General features: G+C 58.0%; 15 protein-coding genes and 1 riboswitch. Of the genes, 7 read left to right on the top strand and 8 right to left on the bottom strand.

The window, feature by feature from the left end; genetic code table 11:
• The first annotated feature begins 30 nt into the window (after positions 1 to 30).
• The 7 genes from B9Z33_RS12660 to B9Z33_RS12635 all read left to right on the top strand — a co-directional run bounded on the left by B9Z33_RS12660 (position 31) and on the right by B9Z33_RS12635 (position 9897).
• The gene (locus B9Z33_RS12660; RefSeq protein ID WP_108287870.1) at positions 31 to 1389 is read left to right on the top strand and encodes a CpaF family protein; all 1359 of its coding nucleotides are present in this window, start codon (positions 31 to 33) and stop codon (positions 1387 to 1389) included.
• Positions 1386 to 2363, top strand: coding sequence for a type II secretion system F family protein (locus B9Z33_RS12655; RefSeq protein WP_108287387.1), 978 nt, complete (start codon positions 1386 to 1388; stop codon positions 2361 to 2363). Before B9Z33_RS12660 ends, B9Z33_RS12655 begins: the two co-directional genes overlap by 4 nt.
• 9 nt (positions 2364 to 2372) lie before the next feature.
• A complete protein-coding gene (locus B9Z33_RS12650) occupies positions 2373 to 3320 on the top strand; it encodes a type II secretion system F family protein (RefSeq protein ID WP_108287386.1) in 948 nt (315 codons plus the stop codon).
• Between the two features lie 565 nt (positions 3321 to 3885).
• Positions 3886 to 4119, top strand: a complete 234-nt coding sequence (locus B9Z33_RS15475) for a hypothetical protein (RefSeq protein ID WP_158270216.1) — start codon at positions 3886 to 3888, stop codon at positions 4117 to 4119.
• 43 nt (positions 4120 to 4162) lie between these two features.
• A complete protein-coding gene (locus tag B9Z33_RS12645; protein WP_108287385.1) occupies positions 4163 to 5521 on the top strand; it encodes a helix-turn-helix domain-containing protein in 1359 nt (452 codons plus the stop codon).
• 178 nt (positions 5522 to 5699) lie between these two features.
• Positions 5700 to 8834: a DUF748 domain-containing protein gene (locus B9Z33_RS12640; RefSeq protein ID WP_158270215.1), complete on the top strand. Its 3135-nt coding sequence runs from the start codon at positions 5700 to 5702 to the stop codon at positions 8832 to 8834.
• A gap of 61 nt (positions 8835 to 8895) precedes the next feature.
• Positions 8896 to 9897: an aldo/keto reductase gene (locus B9Z33_RS12635; RefSeq protein ID WP_108287383.1), complete on the top strand. Its 1002-nt coding sequence runs from the start codon at positions 8896 to 8898 to the stop codon at positions 9895 to 9897.
• Between the two features lie 217 nt (positions 9898 to 10114).
• On the opposite strand, the gene B9Z33_RS12630 is transcribed toward B9Z33_RS12635, so the two are convergent.
• From B9Z33_RS12630 to B9Z33_RS12595, 8 genes are all read right to left on the bottom strand, one after another.
• Positions 10115 to 11239, bottom strand: a complete 1125-nt coding sequence (locus tag B9Z33_RS12630) for a branched-chain amino acid ABC transporter substrate-binding protein (protein WP_108287382.1) — start codon at positions 11237 to 11239, stop codon at positions 10115 to 10117.
• A 109-nt stretch (positions 11240 to 11348) separates the two neighbouring features.
• Entirely contained in the window at positions 11349 to 12065 is a 717-nt protein-coding gene (locus B9Z33_RS12625) for an ABC transporter ATP-binding protein (RefSeq protein WP_108287381.1), read from the bottom strand.
• A gap of 1 nt (position 12066) precedes the next feature.
• Complete coding sequence (locus tag B9Z33_RS12620; protein ID WP_233252826.1) at positions 12067 to 12852, bottom strand: ABC transporter ATP-binding protein; 786 nt, start codon at positions 12850 to 12852, stop codon at positions 12067 to 12069.
• Positions 12853 to 12863: 11 nt separating this feature from the next.
• The gene (locus B9Z33_RS12615; RefSeq protein WP_108287379.1) at positions 12864 to 13940 is read right to left on the bottom strand and encodes a branched-chain amino acid ABC transporter permease; all 1077 of its coding nucleotides are present in this window, start codon (positions 13938 to 13940) and stop codon (positions 12864 to 12866) included.
• An 11-nt stretch (positions 13941 to 13951) separates the two neighbouring features.
• Positions 13952 to 14881 (bottom strand): branched-chain amino acid ABC transporter permease, encoded by a 930-nt coding sequence (locus B9Z33_RS12610; protein ID WP_108287378.1) that lies wholly within the window; start codon positions 14879 to 14881, stop codon positions 13952 to 13954.
• A 123-nt stretch (positions 14882 to 15004) separates the two neighbouring features.
• A riboswitch (glycine riboswitch) is annotated at positions 15005 to 15112 on the bottom strand.
• Between the two features lie 403 nt (positions 15113 to 15515).
• A complete protein-coding gene (gene maiA / locus B9Z33_RS12605; protein ID WP_108287377.1) occupies positions 15516 to 16154 on the bottom strand; it encodes a maleylacetoacetate isomerase in 639 nt (212 codons plus the stop codon).
• Between the two features lie 58 nt (positions 16155 to 16212).
• On the bottom strand, positions 16213 to 16914 hold the full coding sequence (locus B9Z33_RS12600) for a fumarylacetoacetate hydrolase family protein (RefSeq protein WP_108287376.1): 702 nt from the start codon (positions 16912 to 16914) through the stop codon (positions 16213 to 16215).
• A 182-nt stretch (positions 16915 to 17096) separates the two neighbouring features.
• A complete protein-coding gene (locus B9Z33_RS12595) occupies positions 17097 to 18134 on the bottom strand; it encodes a cupin domain-containing protein (RefSeq protein WP_108287375.1) in 1038 nt (345 codons plus the stop codon).
• Between the last annotated feature and the right edge of the window lie 12 nt (positions 18135 to 18146).

Raw genomic sequence — 18146 nt, 5'->3', positions numbered from 1 at the left:
GGCTTGCAAAATAAGGAGATTGCTTTGAAATTGGACATCCGCCAGCATTTAGAGTCCCAAACTCCGATTCCGATCGCTCTGGGCTCCACCCTTTCTGCCAACAGGGTGACAGCGGTTCGGCTTGAAACCATCAAGTCACAGATACACCGCGAAATTTTGGCGCAGGTGGATTTGCGCCGCATGGAGACGATGTCACCCGAAGCCTTGCGCTTGGAGCTCAAGGCACTGACACAAAGGCTTCTGGATGAAAGCGGTCTGGCCATCAACGAAGCGGAGCGTCGCCAGATTGTTCAAGGCATTCAAGACGAAATGCTGGGCCTGGGCCCCATCGAGCCCTTGTTGGCAGATCCCAGCGTTTCGGATATTTTGGTCAACGGTCCGCACAGTGTGTATGTAGAGCGCAAAGGCAAGATCGAGTTGACCAATATTGAGTTCGACAGCGAGTCCCATTTGATGCGTGTGATTGACCGCATCGTCTCCCGGATCGGTCGCCGTGTGGATGAAATGAACCCCATGGTCGATGCCCGTTTGCCAGACGGCTCCCGTGTCAATGCGGTGATTCCGCCTTTGGCCTTGGACGGCCCCGTGTTGTCCATCAGGCGTTTCTCCGTGGTGCCTTACACCATGATGGACCTGCTGGGCTTTCACACCCTCAATGCAGAGATGGCCGAACTCATCAATGGCCTGGTCAAGGCCAAGATCAATTTGCTCGTTTCGGGGGGTACAGGCAGCGGCAAGACCACCTTGCTCAACGTGATTTCAGCCAGCATCCCCCAAGATGAGCGGATTGTGACCATTGAAGATGCAGCCGAGCTGCAATTGCAACAGCCCCATGTGGTGCGCATGGAAACCCGACCGCAAAACATCGAGGGCAAAGGCGAAATCACCCAGCGCGCTCTGCTGCGAAACAGTTTGCGCATGCGGCCAGACCGCATCATTTTGGGGGAGGTGCGCGGTGCCGAAGTGCTGGACATGTTGCAGGCCATGAACACCGGGCACGACGGCTCCATGACCACCATCCATGCCAACTCGCCACGCGATGCCATCACCCGCTTGGAGCACATGTTGGGCATGGCTGGCCTGAACGTGGATGTCCGCTCAATGCGCCAACAAATCAGCGCGGCTTTGACAGTGATCATCCAGGTGTCTCGTTTGTCCGATGGTCGGCGCAAGGTGACCAGCCTGCAGGAAATCACAGGCATTGAAGGCGATGTGATCACCATGCAGGAGATTTTCAGGTTTGACCAAACGGGTATCGCTGCTGATGGTCAGGTGCAAGGCCGATTTGTGGCCTCCGGGATTCGTCCCAAGTTTGTGCAGCGGCTGAAAACACGTGGCATCGCACTGCGTGATGACCTGTTTGATCCTTTGAAATTTCGGGGTGCATGATGGATGTCACTTATTGGCTCATATTGGGCGCGTGTGGTGTCGCCAGCTTCTTGATGCCGGTGGGCTTGTACGAGGTTTGGCGTGTTTACTGGAGTCCACGGCAAAAGTTGCTCGATCAGCGCATGCACCAGATGTTCATGAACGAGCAGCGCCATGTGCATACAGAAATTTTGCAAAAACGCGCATTGAGCCGTTTCGGCGTGCTTGACCGTTACCTGAATCGGGTGCCGGGAATTCAGGGTTTTGACCGCTTCCTATTGCAAGCCGATTGGCCCTTGGATGTCTCGCAAACCCTGTTCTTGGGTGTGGCGCTGGTGATGGTGTCGGGTGTGGCGGGCATGGCCTTGCATTTTCCGGCGCTTGTCACAGGCATGATGATGCTGGCCACTTTGGGCTGTGGCATTTACTACCTCAAGCACCGATGTGTGCAAAGGATTGAGGCCATTGAAAAGCAATTGCCCGATGCGCTGGATCTCATGGTTCGTGCGCAGCAATCGGGACATGCCTTCATCAGCGCTCTGCAGATCACGGCGTCTGAGTCGCGTGCCCCCATTGCGCTTGAGCTGCGCAAGGTGTTCGATGAAATCAATCTGGGCATGAGTGTGCAGGCTGCCATGAACCACCTGGCCGCACGCATTGACAGCAAGGAAATTCGTTATTTTGTGGTGGCCGTATTGATCCAGAACGAGACCGGCGGGAATTTGGCCGATGTGCTGCGCAAGACGGCGACCTTGATCCGTGAGCGTCAAAAAATTGCTGGCGTGGTTCGGGTCTTGTCTGCCGAAGGTCGCATCTCGGCATGGATCTTGTCGGTCATGCCATTTTTGTTGGCATTTTTCTTGTACCTCATCAATCCCGAGTTCATCTCGGCGCTCTGGAAAGACCCGATGGGGGTTGCCATGCTGGGCGTCTCTTTGGGCTTGATGCTGGTGGGGGTCTTCTGGATGTCCCGTTTGGTTCAAATCAAAGTTTGAAAGTCTGTCATGTCCACTTTGAATTTTGTTGTTCTGGGGTCTTTGTTGCTGTTGGTGGCTTCTTTGGTTTATCTCGCCTTGAATCAATGGATTCCGAGTGATTTCGAAAAGCGCCGCTTGGGATTGATGGAGCCAAGTCGACCTGCAGCGAATGCATGGCTCCAACGCATGCAGTCGAAGATGACGGCATGGCTTTTATCGCTGGGGCCTTGGGCGGGTTCGGCCACGTCGGAAGATGCCTCGCAGCCCAGCGCCTTACAAATCAAACTGCTCAATGCAGGCATTCGGTCCGGCCTGGCCATCTCGGTCTTTCTGGGTTTCAAAACCTTGCTCACATTTTTGCTGCCAGCGTGTTTCGCGGCGCTGATGTGGTTGTTCCAGGTGACATGGCCGGATCTGATGTTTTGGACGGGGCTCATGGCTTCGGCTGCCGCAGGGTATTACACGCCTGATCTGGTGTTGCACTATCTGGTCAAGAAGCAGCAGAAAATTTTGTTTCATGCCGTGCCGGATGCGCTGGATTTGATGCGTTTGTGTGTGCAAGCCGGCTTGGGGCTGGATGCAGCCATCGAAAGGGTGGGGCGGGAAATGCGCTTGTCTTATCCCCAGCTCTCGGATGAGTTTGCCTTGACGGGGCTGGAGCTGCGTGCCGGCTCTTCACGCGCACAAGCTTTGCGGCACCTGTCCCTTCGCATGGGCTTGTCAGACATTGAAGGTTTGGTGTCGATGCTGATTCAGGCCGATCGATTTGGCACCAGCATTGGGGAGTCATTGGAGGTTCATTCGGATGCACTCAGGACTAAACGTCGATTGATTGCCGAAGAGGCTGCAGCCAAATTGCCCATCAAATTGTTGATCCCTTTGATCTTCTGCGTTTTTCCAGCGTTGATGACCGTGCTGCTGGGCCCGGTGGTGATCAGCATCACGCAGCATCTGTTCCCCTTGGTCAAAAATTGAGCCCACCGTGAATGTTCAGCCATGCAGCCGATGTGCGATGTGTTCTTTGCTGGGGCCATCAGATTGCAATGCAAAGGGTTTTGGCTTGGTCATCATGAACTCCTTGTTGTGTCGAGTTTTCTCAAGTCGACAAATCTTGATCTGTTTCCAGATCAGGGAACTGCAAGCTTCTGATTTGCAGTGCCAACATGTTCATTGCGCTGGTGTCACATGACCATCCAGCATTTGGCGTGTTTTGGGTCAACAAATGTTGTAGCTCTGTGGGTATGCATCGACTGCAGTGCATGCGTATGTCGATGGAAAGATATCGCCCACCATTTGATTGTGTTTCGTGCAAAGTGATTTTTCAGGAACTCTGCATCCACCTGTTCTCAGGCAGTCATTACCGTTTATTGATGGGTATTTACAGGTACGAAATGCCACGCATGTGTGGTTGATCAAAAGGTATATGTCGGCATGCATATGCAATCAAATCGTTTGATCAGTGGTTGTTGCAATTCAATTCAAACAACATGGAATCCAGCAGTTGGCGGTTCTGTTTTTAACGCCATGTTTCAACATTTCCATGATTGGATTGACCATGCCTCAAAACCTAATTCATTCGACACAGCGCTTGCCTGAACCCTTGTTGAGTGCCGCAGAGCTGCAGGCCCTTTTGCATGGGGTATTTCCTGAATCCGCAGCGGATTGCAATGCTATCGCGTTCGATTCAGGACAGGGCGCTGACGATCAAAGACTTGATCACCATTTTCCGGGCAAGCCTTCACAAGCTCCGCATTCTCAATTTATTGCCATTTGATGGCTTGACCGATTGAAGCGCCCAAGCGCAAGAAAGGATTGCTATGTCTTACCCTATGGTTGAAGGTGCCCGCCGTAACAGAATCTTGGCGGCTGTTCCGTTGAGTCACTATGCACGGCTGTCTGAACACCTCAAGCCGGTTGATTTGGCGGCGGGCCAAGTGATTTGCGAGGCGGGTGAATCGCTGGATTTTGTCTATTTTCCGACCACGTGCACAACGTCATTGGTGTCGCATACGGCAGACGGCGACAGTTCTGAATTGGCCATGACGGGGCGTGACGGCATGGTGGGTGTTTCTTTGGTGTTGGGCAGTGACTCCATGAACCACCGTGCGGTGGTCCAGTGTGCAGGCCAAGCTTTCAGAATGCCAGCAGACGTCTTTCAACGGGAGATGGGGCGTTGTCGTGAATTGCAGCAGCTGGCCTTGTGTTACGTCCAGAGCTTGATCACACAAATGGCCCAAAGCATTGTGTGCATTGGCCACCACAGTGTGAGTGAACGCCTTTGTTATTGGCTTTTGTTCAATCGGGATGCCTTGTCCACAGACCAGTTGAAAGTCACCCATGAAACGATTGCCAACATGTTGGGTGTGCGCCGTGAATCGATCACGCAGGCTTTGGGCAAATTGCAGTCAGCAGGTCTGGTGTCCAGCGGTCGAGGCAAGATTCAAATTCTGAATCGGGATGGCTTGAGCGACTCGGTTTGTGAGTGTTTTTCATTGGTTTCTGTCGAGAACCAACGTTTGTACGAAGCCGCTTTGCGTTCATCCCAGGCGGGAGAAGATGAGGGGATGGAGGTCGTCGAACATGCCGGGCCAGATGACGCGCTTTTGCACAAGTACCAGGATGCCTATGATTTTGCGCCGGTCGGCTTCGTTAGCCTCGATAAGCAAGGGCGGGTACTTCAAACCAATCTGGCTGGGGCCATCATGCTGGACATCCAGCGCTCGCATCGCACGCTGAGTCCCTTGGTGGATTTCATCGAACCCTCGGATCAGGGCGTGTTTCTGGATTTTCATCAGGAGGTCCTGAGTGGCAAATGCCGTCGTTATTGCGAGGTGACCCTGCGTGCAACGGCGCATCGGTCGGCGATGGTGGTGAGGGTGGATGCCACGCTGGACGACTTGGGAGATGAGTGCAGGCTGGTGCTGATCGATGTGACGGAAGAGAAAAAAATCGCCGCCCAAGCGCTGGCCATGGAACGGCAGCAGCAGGAGCTGCTGGCCACGCAGCCATACATGCTCTGGTTCAAGGACTCTCAAGGGCGTTTGATCTCGGCCAATGCGAGTTTGGTGCAGGATTGGCGGCATCTTGCACAGGACGCGGCATTGGAAAAAATTGACTTTCAAAACATGCCCATGCAGTTTTCCCATCAGACGGGTCCAGGGTTCGCCGCAGGGTAGGCCAGTTACCCCGGTGCGGCGCGGTGAAGCTGCAGTGGGTGGGACCGTTCAGGGCAGCTTGGTCTGGCTGCTTTGAAAGAGAATGGGGGCCATTTCGGTGGATTTGTATCGAGGGCGTTACATGTGCGCTTTCAGATCACCGAAAATCAGCCTTCTTGTTCTTTACCGAGAGTCGATCATGTATTTGGGCCTCCTCAAGCGCTGGCAACGTTGGGTTTTGATTTTTGTGCTCGGTGTGCTGGCGATGTGGGCGATCAGCTGGGCCGCACTGCCAGTGCTGCTTCAGTGGCAAATTGAAAAGCAGGGCACTCAGGCACTGGGGCGTGCGGTCACTGTGGAGCAAGTGATTTTCCGGCCCTGGTCGATGCGTTTGATCATCCGCGGTTTGCGGGTAGCCCATGACGGGTCTGCTACGGATGCGGGTGCGGGTGCGGCGGCCCAGCCTGCCCAGTTGAGCATCGATGAAGTCGAAGTCAATGCGTCGCTGCAGTCCCTGGTCTTGTGGGCACCTGTTGCCGATGCTGTGATTGTGCGCAATCCACAGCTGCAGCTGAGCCACCGGGGGCAAGGCCGTTTTGACATCGACGATGTCTTGGCCCGTTTTGCCTCCACTGAGCCCAAAAGCGCAGGGGTTCCCCGTTTGTCCCTGTTCAATATTCAGGTGACAGGCGGTGGTGTGCAATTTCGCGATGCGCCCAAAGGCGTGACCCACACGCTGAGCGATGTGCGCTTGGATATTCCTTTTTTGAGCAACATCGGTGGCCGACGCGAGGTGGCCACCCATCCGCGCCTGGCCTTTATTTTTGACGGCGCTGACTTTGACACCGACGCAGAAACAACCCCTTTTGCCGCAGACCGTCACACGCAAGCGCACTTTCAGATCAAGGACTTTGATGTCAAGCCGTACTTGCCTTATTGGCCTGCCGCCTGGCCCGTGCGACTGACAGAGGGGCAGCTTGAGTTGGACATGCGCGTGGACTTTCGTCAGCAGACCGCCCCCGAGCTGTCGGTGTCTGGCCATGTGGCTTTGCGCAGCTTGAAACTCCAGGTCAATCCGAACCGCAGCAACGTGCCCTTGCTGCAACTGGGCGCAGTGGATTGGAAGATCGAGGACCTGAAACCCTTGGACGGTGTGCTCAAGTCACCGCAGATCCGTGTGACCGACGTGTCGCTGGGCTCGACCGGTATGCCTGACGTCTCTTGGACCGAACTCAAGTTTGAGGAGGTCGAGGTGGATGTCTCCAAACAACTGGCGCGTGTGGGCCGGCTAGGGTTGAACCGGCCTGTGTTGAACGTGTCCCGCAACCCGCAAGGCCGCTGGATGTTCGATGACTGGCTCGCCCAAGTGGCATCAACACCTGCACCAGAGACTGCGCCCAACCCGTGGCAGCTGGACATGGGGCCCTTGCAGATCGCCGAAGGTGTGCTGACTCTGGATGACCGTTTTGTGCCCGGCGGTGCCAAGTTGGAGGCGCGGGACTTCAACGCCAGCGTGGGCGCTTGGCAGCCTTTGGCGGCATCGCCACAGATGACCTCGGTGAAGGTGGATGTCAACATCGGGGCCCAGACCCAGCGCCGTGAGCCGGGCAAGTTGGGTTTTGAAGGGGCGTTTCGCTTGCCTTCAGTGGCCGCTGTGCAGGGCCAGGCCAGTCCGCTGGCGCTCAAGGGGCGCTTGCAGCTGACCCGTTTTCCTGTGCAACGTTTGCGGTCTTATTGGTCAGACCGGGTCAATTTCGATTTGAGACGCGCTGAACTGAGCTATGTCGGCGGCTTGGACGTGACCATGCCCGAGGCGGGGCTGGGCCTGCAATTGCAAGGCAACCTGGCGGTTGACAACTTGCGTGCGCTGAACCGCGCCGATGGGGAGGCCTTGCTGGACATCCAGGCTCTGAACCTGCGTGGCATCGACTTGGGGGTGGACGCAGGTGCGCTGAAGCACTTGAAAATTGCGGAAACAGCCCTGAGTGATTTCTTTGCCCGCGTGGCCATCGATGCCCAAGGCCATCTGAACTTGCAAAACCTGGTCAAGACCGATGCATCCACCCCTGCATCGTCTGCCTCTTCTTCGGCCTCTGCCCCTTCTGCCCCTTCTGCATCAGCCAATGCCCCGGCCGTGATGGCCTTGGGGCCCATCGGTTTGGTCAATGGTCGGGTGCTGTTCTCGGACCATTTCATCAAGCCGAACTATTCGGCAGAAATCACCGAGCTGGCGGGGAGTTTGGGGGCCTTGTCCAACCAGGCGCGGCAGGCCGATACGGCGCTCGCCGACTTGGCCTTGCGGGGGCGGGTGGCGGGCTCGGGCCGTCTGGAGGTGTCTGGCCGCATCAACCCGCTCACGCGGCCCGTGGCGCTGGATGTGCGAGGTCAGGTACGTGACTTGGAGTTGCCCCAACTGTCCCCTTACAGCAGCAAATATGCGGGCTATGGCATTGAACGAGGCAAGCTCTCGGCCGAGCTTAATTACCGGATCGGTGCCGATGGCCAGCTGCAGGCCACGCATCAAATTGTGCTGAACCAGTTGCGTTTTGGCGAGCGCTCGGACAGCCCGGATGCCCCCAACTTACCGGTCAAGCTGGCGGTGGCTTTGCTTGCCGACCGCAATGGTGTGATCGACATCAACCTGCCTGTGAGTGGCTCCATCAATGACCCCGAGTTTCGGGTGGGACCGATTGTCTGGAAAATGGTTCTCAACCTGATTGGCAAAGCCATCCTGTCGCCTTTCAGCTTGATCGCAGGCGCTTTTTCGGGCGAAGAGCAGTTGCAGCAAATTGATTTCCCGCTCGGCCGTGCCGATCTGGATGCGGCATCCAGGCAAAAACTGCAGAGCGTGGCCCAGTTGATGATCGACAAGCCCGCGCTGAGATTGACGCTGTCGGGTGAAGCGAACCTGGACAGCGAGCGCGACGCTTGGCGGAAAGCCAAATTGCGCGAGTCGGTCGTGACCGAAAAACGCCGACGCATGACCCGAGACGCGCAGGGCGATGTGTCTGTGCCCGATGTGAGCCCGGAGGAATACCCCGCCTTGCTCCAGTCGGTGTACCGACGCTCGCCGATTCCCAAGCCGCGCAATGTGTTGGGCTTGGTCAAGGACCTGCCACCCGCTGACATGGAGGCCTTGCTGCTGGCGGCCGTGTCGGTGGATGAGACTGACATGCGCGCGCTGGCCCAAGCCCGCGCCCAGCAGGTCCGTGAGGTTTTGGTGTCCCTGAAGGTGCCGACTTCGCAGTTGTTTCTGGGGGCTCCTGTGGTGAGCAAGACCACGCCCGCAGCGCCGTTTGTGCCCAAGGTGGGCTTGGTGGTGTCCACCGATTGACGCCCTAGCGTCCCCTGCCTGAGGTGGCCAGGACGCCGGCGCAAGCGTCTAAGATACCGGCATGAAAACCCGACAAATTGCCTCTTTCAACGTCAGCGCCATTGGTTTGGGCTGCATGAACCTCAGCCACGCTTATGGTGCGCCCGTGTCGGCCGAACAAGGCGAACGCGTGTTGTTGGCTGCCCTCGACCATGGCGTGACCTTTTTCGACACCGCCGCTTTGTATGGCTTTGGAGCCAACGAGACCTTGGTCGGCAAAGTCATGAAGCCTCACCGCCGGAAATTCACCCTGGCCAGCAAATGCGGCATGCAAGGGGTCGAGCAAAACGATGGCAGCAAGGTGCGCGTGATCGACGGTCGGCCCGAAACCATCAAAAAGACCTGCGAGGACGCGCTGCGCCGCCTGCAGACCGATGTGATTGACCTGTATTACCTGCACCGCTGGGACAAAAAGGTGCCGATTGAAGACAGCGTGGGCGCGTTGAGCGACTTGGTGCGTGAGGGCAAGATCCAGACCATTGGCCTGTCTGAAGTGTCGGCCAGCACACTGCGCAAAGCGCATGCGGTGCACCCGATTGCTGCCGTGCAAACCGAGTATTCGCTCTGGACGCGCAACCCCGAAATCGCGGTGCTGCAAGCCTGCCGTGAATTGGGTGCGGCCTTTGTGGCTTTCAGTCCGGTGGCTCGGGGTTTTTTGTGCGGTCCGCTGGATGTGGCAAGTTTTGATGCGAAAGACATCCGCCGCACCATGCCGCGCTTTGCGCCCGACAACTTTGCTGCCAACCAGTGGCTTTTGCCCGCCTACAACGCGCTGGCACAAGAAGCCGGTTGCAGCCCGTCGCAGCTGGCTCTGGCCTGGCTGCTGCACCAAGGCGATGACATCATCCCGATCCCCGGCACCACCTCGGTTGACCATTTGCTGGATGACCTGGCGGCGGTGGATGTGCAGCTCGACGCCGGTCTGCTGGCACGGCTTGACGCCCTGATCAACCAGCGCACCGTGGCGGGTAACCGCTACAACGCGCAGGCCAACAGCGAGGTGGATACCGAGGTGTTTGCCTGAGCGAGCGGGTGTGTTCGGGGATGAGTCCGGAGTACCTTATTGTGCCGGATTGCGTTGTTCACAGATGGACAGCTGCAATCACTTTTATGCACCAACAGCACGACTCTGCGGTCGTGCTGTTGACGTTTAATAGGCCCGGCCACCCCTCTGTCTGAACGCAGGCTAGGCTGCTGCCAGGTGATGGTCGTTAGGCACAAGGGGCCAAAGCCCCCTGATCTCAACGAACCACAGCGATGGCGCTGCGCTTGCCGGCATTGAAGGTGTACAGGGTCAGTGCACCGTTCTTGATATCGCCCTTGGCGTCAAAAGCGATGGTGCCGGTCACGCCTTTGTAGTTGGTTTTGGCCAGCTCAGGCAGGTACTTGGCGGGGTCGGACGACTTGGCGCGCACCATGGCATCGACCATCACGTTGACGGCGTCATACGTGTAGGGGGAATAGACCTGCACGTCTGCATTGAAGCGCTTTTTGAAGCGCGCCGAGAACTCTTCCATGCCTTTTTTCTGCTGGCCTTCCACTCCACCGGCTTCAGCGCACACCACTTGGCCATCGGCCATGGCATCACCTGCCAGTTTCGCCAGCTCGCCTGTGCAGATGCCGTCACCGCCCATGAACTTGGCGTTGATGCCCAGCGACTTCATCTGGCGCATCATGGGGCCTGCCACGGCGTCCATGCCACCGAAGAAGACCACATCAGGCTTCTTGGCCTTCAAGGTGGTCAGGATGGCCATGAAGTCAGAGGCTTTGTCGTTGGTGAACTCGCGGCCCACCACCTTGCCGCCAGCGGCTTTCACGGCTTTTTCGAATTCATCAGCCACGCCCTGACCGTAAGCGGTGCGATCGTCGATCACGGCAATCGATTTGCCCTTGACGGTGTTCACCGCATAACGCCCCAGCGTGCCGCCCAGGTGCACGTCGTCAGCCACCATACGGAAGGCGGTTTTGTAGCCGTTGCGGGTGAACTTGGGGTTGGTGGCGGAAGGAGAAATCTGGGGAATACCTGCGTCGCTGTAGATTTTGGAAGCAGGAATGGAGGTGCCCGAGTTCAGGTGACCGACCACGCCGTTGACCTTGGAGTCGGCCAGCTTCTGGGCGGTGGCGGTGCCTTGCTTTGGATCCCCTGCATCGTCTTCGGGTACCAACTCAAACTTCACAAGCTGACCGCCAATTTTGATGCCCTTGGCATTGAGTTCTTCCACCGCCAGACGTGCGCCATTTTCGTTGTCTTTGCCCAGGTGGGCAATGGCACCGCTGAGGGGCCCGACGTGGCCGATTTTGACCACTTGTTGCGCCATCGCTTGTGATGCGCAAAGTGCCAGCACGACAGTTGAGATGTGTTTCATATTGATGTTCAAGAGAATCTCCCAAAATGTTGATGAGCAAGCGGTCTGTCTTGGAAAATCCCAAAATCAGTCCCCGGGCCAGGTCACTTGCAGCAAAAGCCCGTTGAAATCATTCGCCCAAGTAAGCTGCACGCACTTTAGGGTCTTCGAGCATGTCCTTGCCCACACCGGTCATGGTGATGAGACCGGAGTCCATCACATAGCCCCGATCGGCAATGGCCAGCGCACGGCTGGCGTTTTGCTCCACCAGCAGCACCGTCACGCCTTGGGCGTAAACGTCGCGCACCACCTCGAAGATCTTGTCGACCATGATGGGCGACAAGCCCATGGACGGCTCGTCCAGCAGCAAGACCTTGGGACGGCTCATCAGGGCGCGGCCCATGGCCAGCATCTGCTGCTCACCACCGGACATGGTGCCCGCCAGCTGGTCCTTGCGCTCACGCAGACGCGGGAAAATGGTGAACATCTTCTCGATGTCATCCGCAATGCCTGCCGCGTCTGAACGGATGTAAGCGCCCATTTGCAGGTTCTCGGTGATGGTCATGCGGGTGAACACGCCACGGCCTTCTGGCACCATGGCCAGGCCTTGCTTGACCAAATCCCAAGGGCCTTGGCCCTTGATGCTCTTGCCCAGGTATTCGATGTCGCCTGCTTGCAAAGGCAATGTGCCTGTGATGGCTTTCATGGTGGTGGTTTTGCCCGCACCGTTGGAGCCGATCAGCGACACCAGTTCGCCCTCGCGCACCTCCAGGCTCACGCCCTTCACGGCCTGAATGCCGCCGTAGCCGACCTGCAGGTCTTTGACTTTCAAAAGAACATTGGCCATCTCAGTGCCCTCCTGTGCCCAGATAGGCTTCAATCACTTTTTCGTTTTTCTGCACTTCAGCAGGCGTGCCCTCGGCAATCTGTTTGCCGTAGTCCAGCACCGTGACCCGGTCACACAAGCCCATGACCAGCTTCACATCGTGCTCGATCAGCAAGATGGTGCGGTTGTCCTTGCGGATCTGGTCGATCAACTCGCGCAGCTGCACTTTTTCAGTGGCGTTCATGCCGGCAGCGGGCTCGTCCAGCGCGATCAACTGCGGGTCGGTGGCCAAGGCGCGGGCAATTTCCAGTCGACGCTGGTCGCCGTACGACAGCGTGCGGGCCTTGTAATCGGCATATTTGCCGATGCCCACATAGTCGAGCAGTTCTTGCGCACGCTTTGCAATCGCGGCTTCTTCGGCCTTGAAGCCGGAGGTGCGGAAAATCGCACCCAGCAAACCCGAGTGGGTGCGCACATGGCGGCCCACCATCACGTTTTCGAGCGCCGTCATTTCGGCGAACAAGCGGATGTTCTGGAAGGTGCGGGCAATGCCCGCCTTGGCCACTTCGTGCACGGCTGTGGGCTGGTAGGGCTTGCCGGCCAGCTCAAAGGTGCCGCTGTCGGGCGTGTAGAGGCCCGTGATCACGTTGAAGAACGTGGTCTTGCCTGCGCCGTTGGGGCCGATCAGGCCATAGACCTGCCCGCGTTGAATGGTCATGCCCACGTCGGTGAGGGCTTGCAGACCGCCAAATCGCTTGGAAATGCCCGAGACGTTGAGGACGGTGTCTTGGTTGGCTGTTGGGTTCATGTTCTGCTCCTTCATTTCGTCTTGAGCGATTTGCCATGCTCAGGCGAAGGCCACAGCCCACGGGGACGCATCAACATGATCACGATCATGGCCAGCGCCACCAGCAGCTGGCGCAAAATGGCCGAGTCCAGGCGGCCCCCGGTCATCTCCTGCAAGGGGCCTGCCACGTAGCGCAGCACTTCGGGCAAGGCCGACAACAAGATGGCGCCCAGAATCACGCCCGGCAAATAGCCGAGGCCACCCAGCACCACCATGGCCACGATCATCACCGACTCCATCAGGCTGAAGGACTCGGGCGAGATGAAACCCTGGAAGCCGGCAAACATCGCACCCGAAACGCCACCGAAAGTAGCGCCCATGCCAAAAGCCAGCAGCTTCAGGTTGCGGGTGTTCAGGCCCATGGCTTTGGCAGCGATTTCGTCTTCACGGATCGCCATCCAGGCGCGACCGATGCGGGAAATCTCCAGGCGGTGGGAAATCAAAATCGTCACCAGCACCAAACTCAGGAACAGGTAGTAATAAAGCGAGACCGAGGCGATTTCGAAGTCGCCGATCATCAGCTTCTTGCCCAGGTTCAGGCCAAAGATCGAAATCGGATCGATTTGGTCCAGACCTTTGGGGCCGTTGGTGATGTTGACGGGGTGGTCCAGGTTGTTCATGAACACACGGATGATTTCGCCAAAGCCCAAGGTCACGATCGCCAGGTAATCGCCACGCAACTTGAGCGTGGGCGCCCCCAGCAACATGCCAAACAAGCCTGCCAGACCCGCACCCACAGGCACGATCAGCCAGATGGGCATGTGCATGCCGGCAGGGAATGCGGCAGCGATCCATTCGAAGGTGTTGGTCAAGTGTGGTGATGACAGCAGGCCATACATGTAGGCCCCTACTGCAAAGAAGGCCACATAACCGAGGTCAAGCAAACCGGCATAGCCCACCACGATGTTGAGACCAATGGCCAACAAGATGTAGAGCAAGGCCATGTCGGCGATACGCACCCAGGCGTTGCCAAAATTCTGGAGGACCAAAGGCAAGGCAATCAGCAGCAAGCCCGTCAGAAGGAATTGAAGTGTTTTGTTGTTTTTCATGTTCGCCTCCATCAAGCACGGTCAGCCACGCGCTCACCCATCAGGCCCGAGGGGCGCAGGGTCAACACGATGATCAACACAATGAACGCAAAAATGTCGGTGTAATGGCTGCCCAAAACACCGCCAGTGAGGTGACCGATGTAGCCCGAGCCAATGGCTTCGATGAGGCCCAGCAAAATGCCACCAATCACAGCACCGGACAAGTTGCCGATGCCGCCAAACACCGCAGCGGTGAAAGCCTTCAGGCCAGGCAAAAAGCCCATGGCGTGTTGCGCAGTGCCGTAGTTGGACGCGTACATGACGCCGGCAATGGCCGCCAAAATAGCACCAATCACAAAGGTGGCCGAAATCACCATGTCGGGCTTGACACCCATCAGGCCCGCCACGCGGGGATTCTCGGCTGTGGCGCGCATGGCGCGACCCAGGCGGGTGTAGTTCACCAGCCACATCAGCACGGCCAATGAGACGGCAGTCACGCCCAAAATCATGATCTGCGTCGGCGTGATCACCACGCCACCCATGTTGATCGGGGTGCTGGACAGCAATGTGGGGTAAGCCTTGTAATTGGGCTTCCAGATGATCATGGCCAGGGTCTGTAGCAAGATGCTCATGCCGATGGCGGTGATCAGGGGGGCCAGCTTGGGGCTGTTGCGCAGCGGCCGGTAGGCGATCTTTTCGATCGAGAAGTTCAAGGCCACGGCCACCACACAGGCGATCAGTGTGGCCAAGATCAGGATGATCCAACCTGGTGCGCCTGGCATGGCTTCTTGCATCATGCCAATGGCAGTCCAGCTCGTCAGAGCCCCCACCATCAGCACTTCACCGTGTGCAAAGTTGATCAGGTTGATGATGCCGTAGACCATGGTGTAGCCCAAGGCCACCAAGGCGTACATGCTGCCCATGACCAGGCCGTTGATGACCTGCTGTAGCAATTCGTCCATATTTTTCTCAGTTGGATGGCGGCGACGTGCAAGCCGCATTCTCAAATGCGGACCCGAAGCGTCACCCACGGAAACGACGATGCATTGGCGATCAAGCCAATCAACATCGATTGCGTGGGTATTGCCGCTCCCCCTGTCCCTGATACCTGAGAGATTCACGAGCGCTGAGGGCGGCTCGCTTGCTCCTTCGGTGCGCTGCCTTTGCGGCAGCGTCTCTCCAGACGGCTGTTAATGAAGTGCAGTATTGAACCTGAGCGTTTATGGGAGTTTGCGCCTTCGGTAGGATTGAAATCCACTCTCCTGCAGGTTTGCAGTGTAATTGATAAACGTCAAGACACTCTAAGTTTTTACCCTGATAAAAGTTAAACAACCAAACCGGATCGAATTAACACTGACGAACTCTTGGGGTTCACGTTTTCGAACTCTACGGAGGGATGCCATCGGAAGTGTTGCGGCTACTTTTGAAGCCAAGCGGACAAGCAGACAGAGTGGGTTGCCACATGGCAGTAGCTAAGCCTTGGCGACTGCTTGTCACCAACTGCTTGTATTGACAAGGCTGCTGCAGGCTAAGGGGAGTTCGCAGTGCAACCATCCAAAAGGGCCCCGAAGGGCCCTTGACTTTTGCGGGTGTTGATCAGCCAGCATCCGGTTGTTGACCCGGCGCAGCCTTTTGAAAGGCCTCCAGTGTCATGCAAGCCTTTTCTACCGCCATGATCTTCGGCCATTGCGTCAGATCCACTTTAAAGCGCCGAGCGCTTTCGACCTGTGGGATCAGGTACACATCGGCGATGGTGGGCGTGTCGCCAAAACTGAAGCGGCCACGCTGTGTGTCGGCCGCGATCAGGGCTTCGTAGGCGTCAAAGCCTGCGCTGATCCAGGTGGCGCACCAGGCGTTGATCGCGTCTTCATTTGCCCCGAACTGTTTGCGCAGGGTTTCCAGAATGCGACGGTTGTTGATGGGGTGGATGTCGCAGCCGACAATGGCGGCCAGGGCACGCACATGGGCGCGTTGGGTGACATCGGTGGGCAGCAGCGCGGGCGTAGGGTACTTTTCTTCCAGCCATTCGATGATGGCGGGCGACTGGATCAGCACCTGTTCGCCCGTGTCGAGCGCAGGCACCAGCTGCTGCGGGTTGACCGCCTTGAACGCGTCTTTCAGGTGTTCCTCTGCGCGCAGGTCCACCGCCACATAGTCGGTGGCGATGCCCTTGAGGTTGAGTGCGATGCGCAGGCGGTGCGAAGTGCCGCTGCGGAAAAAGTTGTAGAGCTTCATGGTCTGGTTTCCTGTTGGGGCCGATGCTGGAGGGCAGGGCGTCTGCGGTTGGGCTGAATTATTCTGCAGCGCCGATGGTCAGCGCAATTTCAGCCACGCCATGCACCCTGCCGGTGATCTTGTCGCCGGGCAGTACCGCGCCCACGCCTTCGGGCGTGCCGGTGTAGATCAGGTCGCCGGGTTGCAGGTGGTAATAGGTGGACAGGTCGGCGATGATTTCGCGGATGTTCCAGATCAGCTTGTCCACATCGGACGACTGCTTGGTGGCACCGTTGACTTCGAGGGCAATGGCGCCGTTCTCAATCACCACGCCCGGCATGGGCACGATCTCGGAGCACACCGAACCTTCTTCGATGTCCTTGCCCGTGTCCCAAGGACGGCCCTTGTCACGCGCCACCAGTTGCAGGTCGCGGCGGGTCATGTCCAGACCTGCGGCGTAGCCGTAAACCAGCTCATGCGCGTTGGCCTTGCTCACGCGGAAACCTTCTTTGCCAATGGCCAGCACCAGTTCCATCTCAAAGTGGTAGTTGCTGGTGCGCGGTGGGTAAGCCACCGTCGCGCCGCTTTCCACCAGGGTCTGGGGCGACTTGGTGAAGTAGAACGCCTGCTCGACGCTCTTGTCGACAGGACGGCCCATCTCGACGGCGTGCGCGTGGTAGTTGCGGCCCACGCAGAAGATGCGGTTGATCGGGAAACGCTCGGTTTTGCCACGGATGGGCAGGGACTGGACGGCGGGGGGGGTGAAGAGGTAGGAGGTCATGAGGGGTTCAAATGGTGAAAAGGCAATGTGGTTTTTGTGTGGGAGCGAGCCCCTGCTCGCGAATGGTTGAATTACTTTGAACCTTTGCAAAAGGCTGAGTCAAATCACCATTCGGCCGCAGGGGCGACCTCCCACAGAAGTCAAGCATCAGCATGCCCCGAAGGGCCAAACTGGCAGGCGGTTTAGCCCCGGTTTTCGTAAACACCCAGCTTGCGGTGCAGCGGGGATTCGTCGGCGATGAACACGAAGGCCGGCTGACCGTCGTTCAGGTTGGTCAGCGTCACGGCCTCGTAGCCAGGCGCGCAGCAGGTGTCGGCTTCGTTCAGCGTGAAGGTGCTGGCCACGATCTGCGCTTGCACAGCGCCTTCGATGACGTGGAACACCTGAGCGGGCGAGCGTGCAGGCAGGCGCAGCGTCTGGCCGGGGCGCAACATCAGGGCGTAAAAGCCCAGGATGTTTTCAGCGTCGCCACCGGTTTCGGGGTTGGTGTAGGTGACTTGCACCTGTTCCAGACCGGCATCGTCAGCGGCCAGCGCCTCCAAAGCCGCTTTGGCGTCTTTCCAGGCGTAGCGCAGCATGGGGTAGGCCTTCTTGCTGCGGTCAAACACATGCGAGGGCACCACGCCGCCACGGGCGTATTGCTGGTCGCTGCGGCCAGGCTGCACGGTCTGGCGGTCGCCGTTGATGTGGTAGCTGGCTTCCATGTAATAGACCAGCGGCAAGTCCAGCACATCGAGCCAGATGACGGGCTCGGTGCCATCGTGGCCGTGCTCGTGCCACAGACCGGTGGGCGTGAGGATCAAGTCGCCCCGGCTCATCGGGCATTTTTCGCCGTCCACCGTGGTCCAGGCACCTTCCCCTTCCACCACCATGCGCACCGCGTTGGGGGTGTGGCGGTGGCTGGGTGCCCACTCGCCGGGCATGAGCAGTTGCATGCCCAAATACATGGCGGCTGAGGCCTGCATCTTGTCAAGGCCGTGGCCCGGGTTGGCCAGCACCAGCACGCGGCGCTCGGCTTTTTCAATCGGGGTCAGCTCGCCCGCCTTGAGCAGCAGGGGCTTGATGTCCTTGTAGGCCCAGCAGGTCGGTTGGGTCTGGCGGGTGGGCACCTTGGGGGGCAGCACGCCACGCAAGCTGGGCCACAGGGGCACCAGGTTCAGGTTGCGCAGGTCCTGCACATAGTCTTTGGGCAGGTCTTCGAGTCGTCCGAGATCGTTCATGAATGTGTCTCC

This window comes from Limnohabitans sp. T6-20 (genome assembly GCF_003063505.1).
Taxonomy (GTDB): domain Bacteria; phylum Pseudomonadota; class Gammaproteobacteria; order Burkholderiales; family Burkholderiaceae_C; genus Limnohabitans_A.
This window is presented reverse-complemented; position numbering and strand designations above follow the sequence as displayed.